Origin of the sequence: Nocardia asiatica NBRC 100129 (assembly GCF_000308415.1) — a bacterium.
In the GTDB taxonomy this organism is placed as follows: domain Bacteria; phylum Actinomycetota; class Actinomycetes; order Mycobacteriales; family Mycobacteriaceae; genus Nocardia; species Nocardia asiatica.
In genome coordinates, this window is record NZ_BAFS01000253.1 from 1 (window position 1) to 19,302 (window position 19,302).

Genomic DNA, 19,302 nt, shown 5'->3' on the forward strand with positions numbered 1-19,302 from the left:
CATGCCGATCAGGTCGTCGAGTTCGCGTTCACCGCGACCGGCGATCGGAGTGCCGACCGCGATGTCGTCGGTGCCCGACAGCCGCGACAGCAGCACCGCCAGGGCCGCGTGCACCACCATGAACAGCGACGCGTTGTGCGCGCGCGCCAGTTCGTGCAGGCGGGCGTGGCGCTGCGGGTCGATCTCGAAGCGGATCGCCTTGCCCTGGAACGACTGCGCGGGCGGGCGCGGCCGGTCGGCGGGCAGCTCCAGCTGGTCGGGCAGATCGGCCAGCGCCGCCGTCCAGTACGCCACCTGCCGTGCGGCCAGCGATTCCGGGTCGTCCTCGGACCCGAGCACCGCGCGCTGCCACAGCGCGTAGTCGGCGTACTGCACCGGCAGCGGCTGCCACTGCGGCGCCTCGCCCTGCACGCGAGCCACGTAGGCGGCCATCACGTCGCGGGCCAGCGGGCCCATGGACGAGCCGTCGGCCGCGACGTGGTGCACGGTGAACGCGAGCACATGGTCGTTGTCCGAAATACGGAACAGCGCCACCGCCAGCGGCACCTCGACGGTGACGTCGAAAGTGGTCAGCGCGAAGCCGATGACGGCGCCGAGCAGATCCTCCTCGGCGACCTCGATCGGGGTGAGCGCCGCCGCGGACCGGTCGGCGGGACGGATCACCTGGTGCGGCCCGTCCGCGGAGCGCGGATAGGTGGTGCGCAGCACCTCGTGCCGGGTGAAGACGTCGCCGATGGCCTGTTCCAGCGCGGCCACGTCGAGCGTGCCGGACAGCCGGACGGCCAGCGGGATGTTGTCCACCGCCGAGGTGGCCGTGTCGAACTGGTTGAGGAACCAGTACCGCTGCTGCGCGGGCGAGAGCGGGATGTGCGCCGGGCGCTCCCCCGCCTCCAGGCGCGGCCGGTCCCGGCCGGACCCGGCGTTGTGCTCCACCCGGGCGGCCAGCGCCAGCACGGTGGACGCCTCGAACAGGTCGCGCACCGCGAGCCTGGTGTCCAGCGCGGCGCCCAGCCGCGCGGTCACCTGGGTGGCCAGCAGCGAGTTGCCGCCGAGTTCGAAGAAGTCGTCGTCCAGGCCGACCCGCGCGACGCCGAGCACGTCGCCGAAGGTGCCCGCCACGATCTCCTCGATCGGTGTGGAGGGCGCGCGGAACACCTTGGCCTCGAACACCGGAGCGGGCAGCGCCTTGCGGTCCAGCTTGCCGGACGCGTTCAGCGGGAATTCGTCCAGCACGACGAACGCCGAGGGCACCATGTAGGCGGGCAGCTCGCCGCCGAGTTCGGCGCGCACGCCCTCGATGTCCACCGAGCGGCCCGCGGTCGCGATGACGTAGGCGACCAGCTGGTCGCCCAGCCGATCGTCCGAGCGCACCACGACCACCGCCTGGGCGATCGAGTCCAGCGCCGTGAGCGCCGACTCGATCTCGCCCAGCTCGATGCGCAGACCGCGCAGCTTCACCTGGAAGTCGGTGCGGCCCAGGTACTCCAGTTCGCCCTTGTCGGTCCAGGTGACGAGGTCGCCGGTGCGGTACATCCGAGCGCCGGGCTCCCCGTACGGGTCGGCCACGAACCGGTCGGAGGTCAGATCGGGACGCGCGACGTAGCCGCGGGCCAGTTGCACGCCCGCGAGGTACAGCTCACCCGCGACACCCACCGGCACCGGGTGCAGGCGCGAATCCAGCACATACACCTGCGTGTTGAACACCGGAGCGCCGATCGGCACCGACACCGTGTCGTCCTCGGTCACCTCGTGGAAGGTGACGTCGACCGCCGCTTCGGTCGGGCCGTACAGGTTGTGCAGGCGAGCGCCGGTGAGTTCTTGCATCCGCTGCGCGGTGGCGGCGGGCAGCGCTTCACCGGAGGCGAAGACGTTGCGCAGGCTGGTGCATTCGTCGGCCCGTTCCTCGGCCACGAACACCGACAGCATCGACGGCACGAAGTGCGCCGTGGTGACCTGCTCGCCGGTGATGACCTGCACCAGGTACGCCGGGTCGCGATGGCCGTCGGGCTTGGCGACCACCAGGCGCGCGCCGACCTGCAAGGGCCAGAAGAATTCCCACACCGACACGTCGAACGTGGCCGGGGTCTTCTGCAACACCACGTCGGTGTCGTCGAGGCCGTACTCGTCCTGCATCCACACCAGGCGGTTGACGATCGCGGCGTGCGAGACGGCCACGCCCTTCGGGCGGCCGGTCGAACCGGAAGTGAAGATCACGTACGCGGTGTTCGACGGACGCAGCGGCGCACGACGTTCCGCGTCGGTGACCGGCTCGTCGGAGTAGTCGCCCAGCGACACCACATCGATCTCGATCGCCCGGGTGGCGCCCGCGTCGAACTCGTCGCGCGAGGTGGTCAGCACGCACACCGGCCGGGCGGTGTCGAGCACGTACCGGGTGCGGTCGGCCGGATGATCCGGGTCCAGCGGCACATAAGCGCCACCGGCGACGGTCACCGCGTACATGCCGACGACCAGGTCGATCGAGCGGCGCATACCGAGGGCGACCATCGAGTCCGGGCCGACGCCCAGCGAGATCAGGTGCCGGGCCAAGCGGTTCACCCGGAAGGCGAACTCGGCGTAGGACAGACTCGTCCCCTCGAACGTCACCGCGGGCGCGTCCGGGGTCCGCGCGAGCTGCGCGGCGAACATCGACACCAGGGTGGCGGCCGGGTCGACCGGGTGCGCGGTGTCGTTCCACCGCTCGATCACCTCGGTGCGCTCGACGCTGTCGAGCAACTCGACGTCGCCGACGGTGACGGACGGATCCGCGGCGACCGCGGTCAGCATCCGGACCAGGCGCGCCGCCACGCCCGCGATGGTGTCGGCGTCGAACATGTCGGCCGCGTAGGCGAATTCGGCGGTCATGCCGTCGGCCGCGCCCGAAGCGTCGAACCGGTCGGCGAGGTTGAGATGCAGGTCGAACTTGGCGGTCACCACGTCCAGCGGCACACCGGCCACCTCGAGCCCGGGCAGCTCGAACGCGGCCTCACCGGTGTTCTGGAACGACAGCATCACCTGGAACAGCGGGTGCCGCGCCTGCGAGCGCGCCGGGTTCAGGATCTCCACCAACCGCTCGAACGGCAGGTCCGCGTGCGCGAACGCCGACAGGTCGGTGTCCTTGGTGCTGGCCAGCAAGTCGGTGAACGACGTAGCGGGATCGACCGCGCTGCGCAGCACCAGCGTGTTGACGAACATGCCGATCGCGTCGTCGAGCACCGCCTCGCCACGGCCCGCGACCGCCGTGCCGATGGCGATGTCGTCGCTGCCGGACAACCGCGCCAGCAGCGCGGCGAACGCGGCGTGCACCACCATGAACAGGCTGGCGCCGTTCGCGCGGGCCAGCGCGTTCAGTTCGCGCAGCAGCGGCGCGTCGAGCGAGAACTCGTACACGCCACCGCGATTGGACGCGACAGCCGGGCGCGAGCGGTCCGACGGCAGGTCGAGCTGATCCGGCAGCCCGGCCAGGGTGTCGGACCAGAACGCGACCTGCTGGGCGATCAGCGAGCCGGGATCGGCCTCGGAGCCCAGCGTCTCGCGCTGCCACAGCGCGTAGTCGGCGTACTGCACCGGCAGCGGAGCCCAGGCGGGCGCCTCGCCGCGCGAACGCGCCGAGTAGGCCACCATCACGTCGCGGGCCAGCGGGCGCACCGACCAGCCGTCGCCGGAGATGTGGTGCACCACGAACACCAGCACGTGGGTGTCGGGCTGCGAGCCGTCCATCGAGCCCGCGATGCGGAACAGCTCGGCCCGCACCGGAACGGCGGCGGTGACGTCGAAACCCGTCAGCACCAGTTCGCTGATCCGCTCGGAGATCTCGGCCTCGGACACCTCGATCGGGGTGAGATCGATGGCGCTGTGCCCAGCGGGCAGCACGACCTGCACGCCCTGGCCGTCGGCGGTCTCCGGGTAGACGGTGCGCAGCACCTCGTGCCGGTCGACCACGTCGGCGACGGCCTGGCGCAGCGCCTCGGTGTCCAGGGTGCCGGTGAGCCGGACCGCGAGCGGGATGTTGTTCACCGCGGTCTGGTTGTCGAACCGGTTCAGGAACCACATGCGCTGCTGGGCCAGCGACAACGGGATCTTCGACGGGCGCGGGCCCGCCACGAGTTCGCGGCGGCGGCCGGTGCCCTGATGCGCCTCGACCCGGACGGCCAGTGCGGCCACCGTCGGCGCCTCGAACAGCGTGCGGACCGGAATCCTGGTGTCCAGCGCAGCGCCGAGGCGGGCGACCACCTGGGTGGCGATCAGCGAGTTGCCGCCCAGCTCGAAGAAGTCGTCGTCCAGGCCGACCGCGCGTTCGTGCGCCAAGCCGAGCACCTCGGCGAAGACGTCGGCGACGATCTCCTCCACCGGAGTCGACGGCGCGCGGAATTCCCGCGCCTCGAAGACCGGTTCGGGCAGCGCGCGCCGGTCCAGCTTGCCGTTCGGGTTCAGCGGCATGGCGTCGAGCACCACGATCGCGGCGGGCACCATGTACGACGGCAGCTGCGCGGCCAAGTGCGCGCGCAGCGCCTCGACGTCCACCGTCGCGCCTGCGGCGGGCACCACGTAACCGACCAGCTGATCGCCGGTGTGCGCCTCGGAGCGCACCAGCGCCACCGACTGCGCGACCGATTCGTGGGCGGTGAGCGCGGACTCGATCTCGCCGAGCTCGATGCGCAGACCGCGCAACTTCACCTGGAAGTCGGTGCGGCCCAGGTATTCGATGGCGCCGGTGGCGTTCCGGGTGACCAGGTCACCGGTGCGGTACATCCGTGCGCCGGGCGCCCCGTACGGGTTGGCCACGAAGCGATCCGCGGTCAGGTCGGCGCGGCCGAAGTAGCCGCGCGCCAGCTGGTCGCCCGCGAGGTACAGCTCACCCGCGACGTTCGGCGGCACCGGATGCAGGCGCGCATCCAGCACGTAGGCCTGCGCGTTCCACACCGGCAGGCCGATCGGCACGGCGCCGTCCACCCGCTCGTCCACCGGACCGTGCGTGGCGTGCACGGTGAACTCGGTGGGGCCGTACAGGTTGTACAGCGCGGCGTCGCTCACCCGCCGGATGGCGACGACGGCGTCGGCTGTGAACGCCTCACCGGCGACGAACAGCGTCCGCAGCGAGGCGAGCGCGTCCGCGTCGGCCGGGTCGATCCCGGCCGCGAAGACGGTCAGCATGGACGGCACGAACGAGGTCATGGTGACCCGCTCGGCGGCGATCACCTCGGCGAGGTACTGCGGGTCGCGGTGCCCGTCGGGGCTCGCCACCACGATCCGGCCGCCGGTGCTCAGCGGGCCGAACAGCTCCCACACCGACACGTCGAAGGTGGCGGGGGTCTTGAACAGCACGACGTCGTCGGCGCCGATGCCGTATTCACCGGTGATCCAGCGGATCTGGTTGACGACCGCGGCATGCGGCACGGCGACGCCCTTCGGGCGTCCGGTAGAGCCGGAGGTGAAGATCACGTACGCCGGGTGCTGCGGACGCAGCGGCGCGATGCGCTCGGCGTCGGTGATCGGCGCGTCCGAGTACCCGGACAGCTCCAGCTCATCGATGCGCAGCGTGGCGCGGCCCGCCCCGTCGAACGCGTCGCGCGCGGTGGTCAGCACGCAGACCGGGTCGGCCGAGTCGAGCACGTAGTGCACGCGGTCGGCCGGCTGGTCCAGATCCAGCGGCACGTAGCCGCCGCCGGCGGCGTGCACCGCGTAGGCGGCCACGACCAGGTCCACCGAGCGGCGCATACCCAGGGCGACCAGCGTCTCCGGGCCCACGCCCGCCTCGACGAGGCGGCGCGCCAGCCGCCGCACGCGAGCGGCGAATTCGGCATAGGTGAGCGAGGTTCCGGTGGCCGGGTCGACCACGGCGACCGCGTCCGGGGTGGCCGTGGCCTGCGCGGCGAACTCCTCGACCAGCGTGCGCGCTGTGCCGAGGTCGCGGGCGGTGTCGTTCCAGCCGCGCAGCGCCTGCGCGGTCTCCCGCTCGTCCAGCAGCGCGATGTCGCCGATCGGCCGGTCCGGCTCGGCCGCGACGGCCTTCAGCAACCGGCCGAAGCGCACGCCGAACTCCGCCATGGTGGCCGGGTCGAACAGGTCGGTGGCGTAGATCAGCTCGGCGGCGATGCCCGCGGGGGCAGCGCCCGCGCCGACGGCCGCGTCGGCGGCGTCGCGCTCGGACAGCACCAGTTGCAGGTCGAACTTGGCGACGTCGATCGGCAGGTCGACACCGCTGACCGTGAGACCGGGCAGTTCCAGGCTGTTCTGGCCGGTGTTCTGGAACGACAGCATCACCTGGAACAGCGGGTGCCGGGCCTGCGAACGCGCCGGATTCAGGATCTCCACCAACCGCTCGAACGGCAGGTCGGCGTGGCCGAACGCGGCGATGTCGGCGGCGCGCACCGAACGCAGCAGCTCGGTGAAGGTCGCGGCGGGCTCGATCGGGGTGCGCAACACCAGCGTGTTGACGAACATGCCGATCAGGTCGTCGAGCGCGCGCTCGCCACGGCCCGCGATCGGGGTGCCGATCGCGATGTCGTCCTCGCCGGACAACCGCGACAGCAGCACGGCCAGCGCGGTGTGCGCGACCATGAACAGCGTCGCGCCCCTGGTGCGGGCGAGCTCGGTGAGCTGGGCGTGGGTCTGCGCGTCGATCTCGAAGACGTGCGTGGCGCCGCGGCCGGAGGCGACCGCGGGGCGCGGCCGGTCGGCGGGCAGGTCCAGTTGCTCGGGCAGCCCGCGCAGCGTGTCCGACCAGAACGAGATCTGCTCGGAGATCACCGAATTCGGGTCGTCCTCGGCGCCGAGCACCTGGCGCTGCCACAGCGCGAAGTCCGCGTACTGCACTTCCAGCGGACGCCAAGCGGGCTCGCCGCCGTCGACGCGCGCGCCGTAGGCGGTCATCACGTCCCGGGTGAGCGGGCCCATGGAGAAGCCGTCGGCCGAGATGTGGTGCACCACCAGGGCGAGCACGTGTTCGGTGGGGCTGATCTCGAACAGCCGGGCGCGGAAGGGCACCTCGGCGGTGACGTCGAAAGCCGTGCCGATCAGCCGCGCGAGCTGTTCGGGCAGTTCGGCTTCGGTGACGTCGACCGGGGTGAGGTCGGGAATGACCTTCGCGGTGGCCACGGTCTGCTGGTGCGCGGCGCCGTCCACCTCGGGGTAGAACGTGCGCAGCGACTCGTGGCGGGCCAGCACGTCGGCGACGGCGATCTGCAACGCCTGCCGGTCGAGCAGGCCCGACAGCCGCACCGCGGCCGGGATGTTGTCCACCGCCGAATCGGGGTCGAAGCGGTTGAGGAACCACATGCGCTGCTGGGCCAGTGACAGCGGCACCAGCTCCGGGCGCTGCTGCGGCGTCAGCGGCGCGCGGCCGCCCGCGCCCGCCTTGGTCTCCGCGCGCGCCGCCAGCGCGACCACGGTGGAGGCCTCGAACAGCTCGCGCACCCCGAGGTCGGTGTCCAGCGCGGCCGACAGCCTCGCGGCGACCTGGGTGGCCGACAAGGAGTTGCCGCCGAGGGCGAAGAAGTCGTCGTCCAGGCCGACCCGCTCCAGACCGAGCACGTCGGCGAAGGTGGCGGCGACGATCTCCTCGACCGGCGTGGTGGGAGCGCGGAACACCGCGGCCTCGAACACCGGCGCGGGCAGGGCCTTGCGATCCAGCTTGCCGGAGGCGTTGAGCGGGAACTCCTCCAGCACGATCACGACCGACGGCACCATGTACGCGGGCAACTGCCGCGCCAGGTCCTCCCGGACCAGGTCGGTGTCCACGGCCGCGTCCGGCGCGGGGATGACGTACGCGACCAGCTGATCGCCCGCGTGCGCGTCGGAGCGCACGACCACGACCGACTGCGCGACTTCGTCCAGGCCGGTCAGCGCGGACTCGATCTCGCCGAGTTCGATACGCAGACCACGCAACTTCACCTGGAAATCGGTACGGCCCAGGTACTCCAGCTCACCGTGCTCGGTCCAGGCCACCAAGTCACCCGTGCGGTACATCCGCGCACCGGGCTCCCCGAACGGGTTGGCCACGAAACGATCACCGGTCAGGTCCGGACGCGCCACATAACCGCGCGCCAGCTGGGCGCCGGCCAGATACAGTTCGCCCGCCACACCCACCGGAACCGGACGCAACCGCGCGTCCAACACGAACACCTGCGTGTTGAACACCGGAGCGCCGATCGGCACCGTCTCGGTATCCGCGTCCACCACCTCGTGGAAGGTGACGTCGACCGCGGCTTCGGTCGGACCGTACAGGTTGTGCAACGCCGCACCGGTCAGCTCACGCAAGCGGTGCGCGGGCTTGGGCGGCAGCGCCTCACCGGAAGCGAACACCAACCGCAGCGAATCACACCGCGCCGCGGCGGCATCCGCCACGAACACCGCCAGCATCGACGGCACGAAGTGGGTGACCGTCACCCGCTCGGCGCTGATGACCTCGGCCAGGTAGGCCGGATCACGGTGACCGTCCGGCTTGGCCACGACCAGCCGAGCGCCGATCTGCAACGGCCAGAAGAACTCCCAGACCGACACGTCGAACGTGGCGGGGGTCTTCTGCAACACCGCGTCGGCAGGCGTCAGCTGGTAGGCGGTCTGCATCCAGACCAAACGGTTGACGATCGCCGCGTGCGACACCGCCACACCCTTCGGGCGACCCGTCGAACCCGACGTGAAGATCACATACGCGGTGTTCGCCGGACGCAGCGGCGCACGCCGGTCGGCGTCGGTGACCGGCGCCTCCGACAGGCCCTTCAGGTCCAGCAGATCGATGCGCACCTGCGCGGTGTCGATGTCCAGATCGCTGCCCGAGGTCAGCACGCACACCGGATCGGCCGTGCCGAGGATGTATTCGGTGCGCTCGGCCGGGTGGTCCGGGTCCAGCGGCACGTAGGAGCCACCGGCCACGGCGACGGCGTACATGCCGACCACCAGATCGATCGAGCGGCGCATGCCCAGCGCCACATAGGATTCCGCGCCGACGCCGCGCGCGATCAGCCAGCGCGCCAGCTGGTTCACCCGCCAGGAGAACTCGGCGTAGGACAGAGATGTCCCCTCGAACGTGATCGCGGTCGCGTCCGGGGTGCGTTCGACCTGGTCGTAGAACATCGACACCAGAGTCGCGCCGGGAGCGGAGCCCGCGGAACGACCCGGCAAGGCCGCGTCCACATCGAACTCGGTGTCGTTCCAGCCGGACACCACGAGCTCGCGCTCGGCGGTGTCGAGCAGTTCGATGTCGCCGACGACCGCGCCGGCATCGGCGGTGATCGCGGTGAGCACCCGGATCAGGCGGTCGGCGATGCGGCGCACGGTCTGCTCGTCGAACAGGTCGCGCAGGTAGCCCGCGCGCACCCGCAGCCGCGAATCCAGCTGCGCGATCAGGGTCAGCGGGTAGTGGGTGGCGTCGGCCGCGTCCAGGCCGACCACCGCCATGCCGTCGATGTCGGCGGCCTGCGCCTGCAAGCCCGCGGCGTCGACCGGGTAGGACTCGAACACCACGAGCGTGTCGAACAGCCCGCCGACGCCCGCGACCGCCTGGATGTCGGCCAGGCCCACGTAGTGGTGGTCCAGCAGATCGGCCTGCTCGCCCTGGGTGCGGACCAGCAGCTCGCGCACCGACTCCGAGGGGTCGAAGCGCACCCGCACCGGCACGGTGTTGATGAACAGGCCGACCATCGCCTCCACGCCCGGCAGCTGCGCGGGACGACCGGAGACGGTGGTGCCGAACAGCACGTCGTCGCGGCTGGTCATACGGCCGACGAGGATGCCCCACGCCGTCTGCAACACGGTGTTCGGGGTGACGCCGAGCGAGCCGGCCAGCGCGGTCAGCCGCGCGGTGGTCGCCTCGTCCAGCTCGAAGAAGTACTCGCCGGACAGCGAGGTGATCTCGCGACCGGCGTCCGGGCGCGCCAGCAGGGTCGGTTCGCCGACGCCGCGCAGCGCGCGCGCCCACGCGGCCAGCGACGCCGCGTGGTCCTGCTGCCGGGTCCAGGCCAGGAAGTGCCGGTAGGAGCGCACCGCGGGCAATGCGGCGGCGTCCGCGTGCACGGCGTAGAGCACCAGCAGGTCCCGCATGAGCAGCGGCATGGACCAGCCGTCGAGCAGGATGTGGTGGTTGGACACCACGAACTGCCAGCGGGCCTCTCCTTCCGCCGAAGAGTCTGCCACCTGGATCAGCGTGAAGCGGATCAGCGGCGGCGCGGCCAGGTCGAAGCGACGCATCCGGTCGGCCTCGATCAGGTCGTCGGCCGAGCCGGATTCGGTCCGGTCGTGCTCGGCCCACGCGACGCGCACGCTGTCCAGCACGATCTGCACGGGGTTGCCGTCGTGGTCGCTGACGAACGCGGTGCGCAGGTTCTCGTAGCGGTCCACCAGAGCCTGTGCCGCCGAACGCAGCCGGGCGGCGTCCACCCGGCCGGTGAGCGTCAGCACCGCCTGCGCGGTGTACACGTCGACCGAGGTCGCGGCGAGGCGGGCGTGGAACAGCAGACCGGCTTGCAGCGCCGACAGCGGCCAGACGTCCGACAGCGCCGGGAAGCGCCGCTCCCAGGCGTCGATATCGCGTTGCGTGCTGCGCACCAGCGCGAAGTCCGACGGAGTGTGCCCACCCGCGCCGGTCGAATTGGCGTGCCGGGCCACCGCTTCCAGCGCGGCGATCCACAGTTCGCCGAATTCGCGCACGTCGGCGGCCGACAACAGGGTCGACGGGTAGCCGATGTTGGCGGTCAGCTGGTCGCCGACCACGATCGCGTTCACGTCCAGCGGCGCCATCGCGGGCATGTCCGCGTCGTAGTCGCCGCCCAGCGCGCCGAGTTCCGGCGCGGGGATCCAGCCGAAGCCGCGCAGCGATTCCGGCACGTCGCCCTCGGAGACTCGGCCGAGGTAGTTGAAACTCACCTGACCGGGCAGCTCGCGCGGCAGTTGCGCGGCGGTCTCGGCGTTCAGGTAGCGCAGCAGGCCGTAGCCGATGCCCTTGTCCGGCACCGAGAGCAACTGCTCCTTGACCGCCTTGACGGCAGCGCCCAGCGCGGGGCCGCCGGTGAACGCGGCGTCGACATCGATCCCGGACAGGTCGAACCGGACCGGGTAGATCGCGGTGAACCAGCCGACGGTGCGCGACAGATCCGCACCCGGCACCACGTCTTCCTCGCGGCCGTGACCCTCCAGGCGCAGCAGCAGCGAATCCTCGCCCCGGGCGGCCACCCGCCGCGCCCGCCACTTCGCGGTGGCCAGCGCCAGCGCGGTGAGCAGGCCGTCGTTCACGCCGCCGTGGAACAGCGCCGGAACCGTGGTGAGCAGGGTCTTGGTGACCTCGGCGGACACCTCGACCCGATGCTTGGCGATCTCGCCGGAGGTGTCCACGGCCGGGTCCATCGGACGCTCGGTCAGCAGCGGATCGGGCGTGCCGACCACCGAAAGCCAGTAGTCCAGTTCGGCCACCCGCTCCGCGCTGGCGGCCTCGCGCTCCAGCGCGTGCGCCCAGGCGCGCATCGACGTGGCCGGGGCGACCAGCTCGGGGGTCTGCCCCGCCGTGCGCTGACCCCAGGCCGTGACGAAGTCCGGCACCAGGATGCGCCAGGAGACGCCGTCCACCACCAGGTGGTGGGCGACCACGATCAGGCGTCCGGCGCGCTCGGCGGAATCGGGTTCCAGCCACACGAACCGGATGACCACGCCGGCCGCGGGATCGAGCCGGTCCAGCGACTCGTCCAGGGCGGCCGAGGCGATCTCGAGCAGTTCGGCATCGGTGACGTCGGCGGCGAACTCGGTGCGGTCGATCAGCGCGTCCACCTCGACCGTGCCCGGCGCGGCGGTCTCGACCACCCAGTCGTCGCCGTCGCGGCGCAGGCTCGCGCGCAGCATGTCGTGCCGATCGATGACCGCGCCCACCGTCGCTGCGATGCCCGCCCGGTCGATGCCGACCGGCAGTTCCAGCGCCAGCGTCTGGTTGAACCGGCCGAACGAGCCGCGCCGCTCCGCCATGAACCGGACCACCGGCGTCAACGGCATGACGCCGATGCCGCCGCCGGGCGGCTCGGCCAGCGTCGTCGCCGACGCCTCCGCCGCCTCGGTGGTCTCGGCGACCGACGCCAGCCCGGCCACGGTGCGCTGCTCGAAGACGTGCCGCGGGGTGAACACCACGCCGCGCGCCTTGGCCCGCGAGACCAGCTGGATGGAGACGATGCTGTCGCCGCCGAGCGCGAAGAAGGAGTCGTCCACGCCGACCCGCTCCACGCCGAGCACCTCGGCGAACACCTCGGCGATGGTCTGCTCCACCGGGGTGCGCGCCGCGCGGAACACGACCTCGGTGGCGAACACCGGCTCCGGCAGCGCCTTGCGGTCCAGCTTGCCCACCGGGGTGAGCGGCACGTGGTCGATCACCATGATCGAGGAGGGCACCATGTAGGCGGGCAGGCGATCCTCGACATGCGCGGTCAACGCCGCCACGTCGATCGACTGTCCCTGCGCGGCGACCACATACGACACCAGCGACACCGCGCCCGCGGCGCTCTTGTGGCCGACGGTGACGGCGAAGTCGACGGTCTCGTGCGAGGCGAGCGCGGCGTCGATCTCGCCGAGTTCGATGCGGAAACCACGCACCTTCACCTGGAAGTCCGAGCGGCCTACGTATTCGACGACAAGCGACTCGACTCCTCCTGCGGGCGCGGAGCCTGCGGAGTGCCCGACCCGCGTCCAGCGCACGACGTCACCGGTGCGGTACATCCGCGCGCCGGGCACGTACGGGTTGGCGACGAAACGCTCCGCCGACAGCCCCGGGCGGGCGTGGTAGCCGCGCGCCAGCTGGACGCCCGACAGATACAGCTCACCTGCCACACCCACCGGAACGGGCCTGAGCTGGGCATCCAGGATCAGCGACTGCATGCCCCGGGTCGGGCCACCGATGGTGACCCGGTCGCCCGGCGCGAGCGCGTCGCTGATGTTGGTCATGATCGTGGTCTCGGTCGGGCCGTAACCGTTGTGGAAGCGGCGACCGGAACCGTCCGGCGCGCCACCCCACTTGGCGACCAGGTCGGCCGGCACGGCCTCGCCACCGGCCACGATCACCCGCATGCCGGCCAGCGCCGCCGAATCCAGCGAGGCGAGCACCGACGGGGTGATGAAGGCGTGCGTGACCCGCTCGGCGCGGATCAGCTCGGACAGCTCCTCGCCGCCGTAGACGCCGGGCGGGCAGACCACCAGGGCGCCGCCGCGGCCGATCGCCAGCAGGAATTCCAGGATCGAGGCGTCGAAGCTGGGCGAGGCGAAATGCAGTGCGCGCGTGTCGGAATCGACGTCGTAGCGCGCGTTCTGCTCGTCCCGGAAGTTGGCCAGGCCCGCGTGGGTGACCACGACGCCCTTGGGCACACCGGTGGAACCGGAGGTGTAGATGACGTACGCGGGATGCTCCGGCCGCACCGGGCGCACCCGGTCGGCGTCGGTGACCGCGGCCTCGTCGAAGCCGTCGAGATCCAGCTCGTCGAGCACCAGCCACTCGACCGACTCGGGCAGTTCGGCGCGCACCGACGCCACGGTCAGACCGATCGGGGAGCCCGAATCGGTGACCATGTGCGCGATGCGGTCGGCCGGGTAGGTCGGGTCGATCGGCACGAACGCGCCGCCGGACTTGGACACCGCCCACTCCGCGAAGTACGACTCGTCCGAGCGCGGCACGGCGACCGCCACCAGATCCTCGGTGCCGATGCCGCGCTGGATCAGCAGGCGGGCCAGGCGGTTCGACCGCGCGTCCAGCTCGCCGTAGGACACACTTCGCCCCTGGAACACCACGGCGGGCGCCTCCGGGTCGATGGCCGCGGCCTCGGCGATCAGGTCCGGCAGCGTCCGCGCGGGCGTGGCGGGCGCGCCGGTGCGGGCGACCAGATCGGCCCGCTCGGCGGCGTCGAGCACGTCGATCGCGCCGACGGTGACCGACGGATCGGCCGCGACGGCCGCGAGCACCCGTTCCCAGCGGTCCACGATGGCCGCCGCGGTCGCCTCGTCGAACAGCTCGGTGGCGTAGGTGAGCGCCAAAGCCATGCCGCCGGAACCGGATTCGCCCCGCTCGGCGAGGGTGAACTGCAGGTCGAAGCGCGCGACGTTCTCTTCCAGGTCCAGCGCGGACACCGACAGACCGGGCAGCTGCAGGGTGGTGCGCTCCAGGTTCTGGAACGCCAGCATCACCTGGAACAGCGGGTTGCGGGCCTGCGAGCGCTCCGGCGCGAGCAGTTCCACCAGCCGCTCGAACGGCACGTCGGCGTTGCCGTAGGCGTCCAGGTCGGTGCGGCGCACCCGGTCGAGCAGATCGGCGAACGACTCGCCCGGCTCGATGCCGGTCCGCAGCACCAGCGTGTTGACGAACATGCCGACCAGATCGTCGAGCGCGGCCTCGCCGCGGCCCGCGACCGGGGTGCCGACCGCGACGTCGTCGCTGCCGGACAGGCGCGACAACAGCACCGACAGCGCGCCGTGCAGCACCATGAACAGCGACGCGCCGCGCTGCCGCGCGAGGTCTTCCAGCGCGGCGACCAGCTCGCCGGACAGCTCGCGGTGCAGCGTCGCGCCGCGGTGCGAGGCGACGGCCGGACGCGGCCGGTCGGTGGGCAGAGTCAGCTCGTCGGGGACGTCGTCGAGCGCGCGCCGCCAGTACTCGACCTGCTTCGCCAGCAGCGAGCCGGGATCGTCCTCCGCGCCCAGGATCTCGCGCTGCCAGACCGCGAAGTCGGCGTACTGCACCGCAAGCGGCGCCCAGCCGGGGGCGGCGCCGGCGCTGCGCGCGGTGTAGGCGGCCATCACGTCGCGGGTCAGCGGGCCCATCGAGAAGCCGTCGGCGGCAATGTGGTGCACCACGACGACGAGCACGTGCTCCTGCGGCCCGGCCGCGTACAGCCGGGTGCGCAGCGGAACCTCTTCGGCCACGTCGAATCCGTTGGTCACGAACTCGGTCACCGTCTCGATCAGCCGCGCCGGGTCCACCGCCACGGGACGCAGGTCCAGGGCGATGTCCTCGGCGGGCACGATCACCTGGACCGGCGTGCCGCCGTGCTCCGGGTAGCGGGTGCGCAGCGATTCGTGCCTGCGCACCACGTCGGCCACCGCCAGGCGCAGCGCCTCGACGTCCAGCGCGCCGGTGAGCCGGATGGCGATCGGCAGGTTGTAGGCCGCCGAGGCGGTGTCGTACTTGTTCAGGAACCACATGCGCTGCTGCGCGAACGACAGCGGCACCAGTTCGCCTGCCGCCCGCTCGCGGGCGACCAGGCGAGCCCTGGCCGCGCCGTCGGCGTGCGATTCCACCCGCGCGGCGAGCGCTTCCACCGTGGAGGCCTCGAACAGGGTGCGCACCGCGACGGTCGTGCCCAGCGCGGCGCCGATGCGGGCGACCACCCTGGTCGCGATCAGCGAGTTGCCGCCGAGATCGAAGAAGTCGTCGTCCACGCCGACCCGCTCCAGGCCGAGCACGTCGGCGAACACCGCCGCCACGGTCTCCTGCACGGGGGTGACCGGCGCGCGGAAGGCGCGCGCCTGCGCCGTCGGCGCGGGCAGCGCACGACGGTCCAGCTTTCCGTTGACGGTCAGCGGGATCCACTCCAGCCGCACCACGGCCGAAGGCACCATGTAGGCGGGCAGCTGCGCGGCCGCGCCGTCGCGCACCGCGTCCAGCACCGGCTCGGCGCCCGGCTCCGACACCACGTAGGCGACGATCCGCTGATCGCCGGGCTGGTCCTCGCGCACGATCACCGCGGCCTGGGCGATGCCGGGCTGGGCGAGGACCGCGGACTCGATCTCGCCGAGCTCGATGCGGAATCCGCGCACCTTCACCTGGTCGTCGGCGCGGCCCAGGTACTCCAGCTCACCGAACCGGTTCCAGCGCGCCAGGTCGCCGGAGCGATACAGCCGCCCGCCCGGCGCGTCGCCCATCGGGTCGGCGACGAAACGAGCGGCGGACAGATCGGGGCGGCCGAGGTAGCCGCGGGCCAATTGCGGGCCCGCCACGTACATTTCGCCCGCGACGCCGACCGGCACCGGCCGCAGCCTGCTGTCGAGCACGTACACCCGCAGACCGGCGATGGCGCGGCCGACCACGCTGCCGGAAGCGGCGGCGATGGTGGCGGCGTCCAGCGCGCGGTAGGACACGTGCACCGTGGTCTCGGTGATGCCGTACATGTTGACCAGCAACGGCGCGGTCGCGGACGTCGCACCGGTGCCGTCGCCGTGGCGCGCCACCCAGTCCGACAGCCTGCGCAGCTCCAGCGCCTCGCCGCCGAACACCACGTAGCGCAGCGCCAGCGGCGCGGCGCCGGGCGCGGCGTTCCGGTCGGCTTCGGCCAGCTGGTAGAACGCCGACGGGGTCTGGTTGAGCACCGTGACGCGTTCGGCCCGCAGCAGTTCCAGGAACTGCTCCGGCGAGCGCGAGGTGTAGTAGTCGACCACCACGAGGGTGCCGCCGAACAGCAGCGGGCCCCACAGCTCCCACACCGAGAAGTCGAAGGCGTAGCTGTGGAACAGCGTCCACACGTCGTCGGGTCCGAAACCGAAGTCGCGGTCGGTGTTCGCGAACAGCCGCACCACGTTGCGGTGCGCGACCGCGACGCCCTTCGGCCGGCCGGTCGAGCCGGAGGTGTAGATCACGTACGCGACGTTGTCGGGCGTGAGCGCCGCGTTGCGGTCGGCGTTGGTGATCGGGGCGTCGTCGGCGTCCTCGACGTTGCCGGTCTCCACCGCGAACCCGTCCAGCACCACGGCGGGCAGCCCCGCGGGCACCTCGACCTGCACCGTGGAGTCGAGCACCACGCTGGTGGGCCGGGAATCGGCGAGCACGTAGGCGATGCGCTCGGCCGGGTAGGTCGGGTCGACCGGCACGTAACCCGCGCCCGTCTTCACCACGGCCAGCAGCGCCACCACGAGATCCAGCGAGCGCGGCAGGATCACCGCGACCAGCGTCTCCGGGCCCGCGCCTTCGCTGATCAGCCTGCGCGCCAGCACGTTCGCGCGCCGGTCCAGCTCGGCGTAGGTCAGCGTCTCCACGCCGAAGCGGGCCGCGATCCGGTTCGGGTGCGCGGCCACGGCCGCGTCGAACAGCCCCACCAGCGTGATGTCCGGATCGGCGAAGGCGCCGGCGACGCTCTCGGCGCCGGAGGACACCCAGCGCTGCGACACGTCCAGCCGCTCGCTCTCGCCGAGCAGGTCGATGTCGCCGATCGCGATCTCCGGGTCCTCGGCGATGCCGCGCAGGATGCGCACGAGCCGGTCGGCGAAGGCCGTCACCGTCTCCGGGTCGAACAGTTCGGTGGCGTAGTTCCACGACAGCGTCAGCCCGCCGTCGGCGGCCTCGCCCACGGTGAGCTGCACGTCGAATTTCGCGGTGCCGGGGTCGAACTCGACGGCGGCGAGTTCGAGGCCGCCGGGCAGCGCGACCGCGCCGAGATCGGCCGCCGAGGCGGCCTCGAAGGTCAGCGCGACCTGGAACAGCGGATGGTGCGCTTGCGAGCGCGCCGGGCTGAGCACGTCCACCAGCCGCTCGAACGGCACGTCGGCGTTGGCGAAGGCGGCCAGATCGGTGCGGCGAACCTGGTCGAGCAGAGCGCCGAAGCGGGCGCCCGGATCGACTTCGCTGCGCAGCACCAGCGTGTTGACGAACATGCCGACCACGTCGTCGAGGGCGCGTTCCCCACGGCCCGCGATCGGCGTGCCGATCGCGACATCGGTGCTGCCCGACAGCCGGCCCGCCCACACGGCCAGCGCGGCGTGCACGACCATGAACAGCGTCACGCCACGGGCGAGCGCCAGCTCGGCGAGCGCCTCGTGCACCTGCGCGTCGACCGAGAAGTCGTGGACGCCACCGGCGTTGGAGGCTGTCTCCGGCCGGGGCCGATCGGCGGGCAGCTCGATCTGATCGGGCAGGTCGCGCAGTTGCTCGGTCCAGTAGGCGATCTGGCGCGCCGCGACGGAGTCCGCGTCGTCCTCGGCGCCGAGCACCTCGCGCTGCCACAGCGCGTAGTCGGCGTACTGCACCTCGAGCGGCGCCCACGAGGGGACCTCGCCGCGGGCGCGCTCGGTGTAGGCGAGCACGACGTCACGCAGCAGCGGCCGCAACGAGAAACCGTCCGCGCTGATGTGGTGCACCACCAGCACCGCGACATGCTCGGTCGCCGACAGCGCCAGCAGGCTCGCCCGGAACGGGATCTCGGCGGTGACGTCGAAACCGACGCTCGCCAGCTCCACGATCCGCGCGGGCAGTTCGTCCGCGCCGACGGATTCGGCCACCAGGTCGAAGCCGACCTCGCCGACCGGCAGCACGCGCTGGTAGCCGGTGCCCTCCACCTCGGGGTAGACGGTGCGCAGCGCTTCGTGCCGCGCGAGCACGTCGCGGATGGCCGCGCCGAGCGCGGCGACGTCCAGCTCACCGGTCAGCCGCAGGGCCACCGGGATGTTGTTCACCGCGGTGCGGTTGTCGAACCGGTTGAGGAACCACATCCGCTGCTGAGCGAGCGACAGCGGCACCAGCTCGGGCCGCGGCCGGGCGACCAGCGGCGTCCGCCCGCCCTGTCCGGCGGCGGATTCCACCTTCGCCGCGAGCGCGACCACGGTGGACGCCTCGAACAGCACGCGCACCGGAACCTGCGTGTTCAGCTTCTCGCCGAGGCGAGCCGCCACCTGGGTGGCGACCAGCGAGTTGCCGCCGAGGGCGAAGAAGTCGTCGTCCAGGCCGACCCGCTCCGCGCCGAGCACCTCGGCGAAGGTCTCGGCCACGATCTCCTGCACCGGCGTCGCGGGCGCGCGGAACACCTTGGCCTCGAAGACCGGTTCCGGCAGCGCCTTGCGGTCCAGCTTGCCGGAGGCGTTCAGCGGGAATTCGTCCAGCACCACGTACGCCGCGGGCACCATGTACCCGGGCAGGCGCGCGCCGAGTTCGGCCTTGACCGATTCGACGTCCACCACCCGGTCCGGGTCGGTCACCAGGTACGCGACCAGCTGGTCACCGGTCCGCTCATCGGTGCGCACCACGACCACCGCCTGCGCCACCGAGTCCAGCGCCGTGAGCGCCGACTCGATCTCGCCCAGCTCGATGCGCAGACCGCGCACCTTGACCTGGAAGTCGGTGCGGCCCAGGTACTCCAGCTCGCCGTCTTCGGTCCAGGCCACCAGGTCGCCGGTGCGGTACATGCGCTGGGCGTCGCCGAACGGGTTGGCCACGAAGCGCTCGGTGGTCAGGTCGGGACGGCCCACGTAGCCGTGCGCCAGCTGGGCGCCCGCGAGGTACAGCTCGCCGGGCACGCCGACCGGCACCGGCCGCAGGCGCGAATCCAGCACATACACCTGCGTGTTGAACACCGGAGCGCCGAT

General features: G+C 72.0%; 1 protein-coding gene (only partly in view). It reads right to left on the minus strand.

Annotated elements, in window-relative coordinates:
• Positions 1 to 19,302: part of a non-ribosomal peptide synthase/polyketide synthase coding region (locus ON27_RS24755; RefSeq protein WP_043732665.1), annotated on the minus strand (this coding region is incomplete at its 3' end). The annotated region continues 12,063 nt past the right edge of the window; the window shows 19,302 of its 31,365 annotated nt.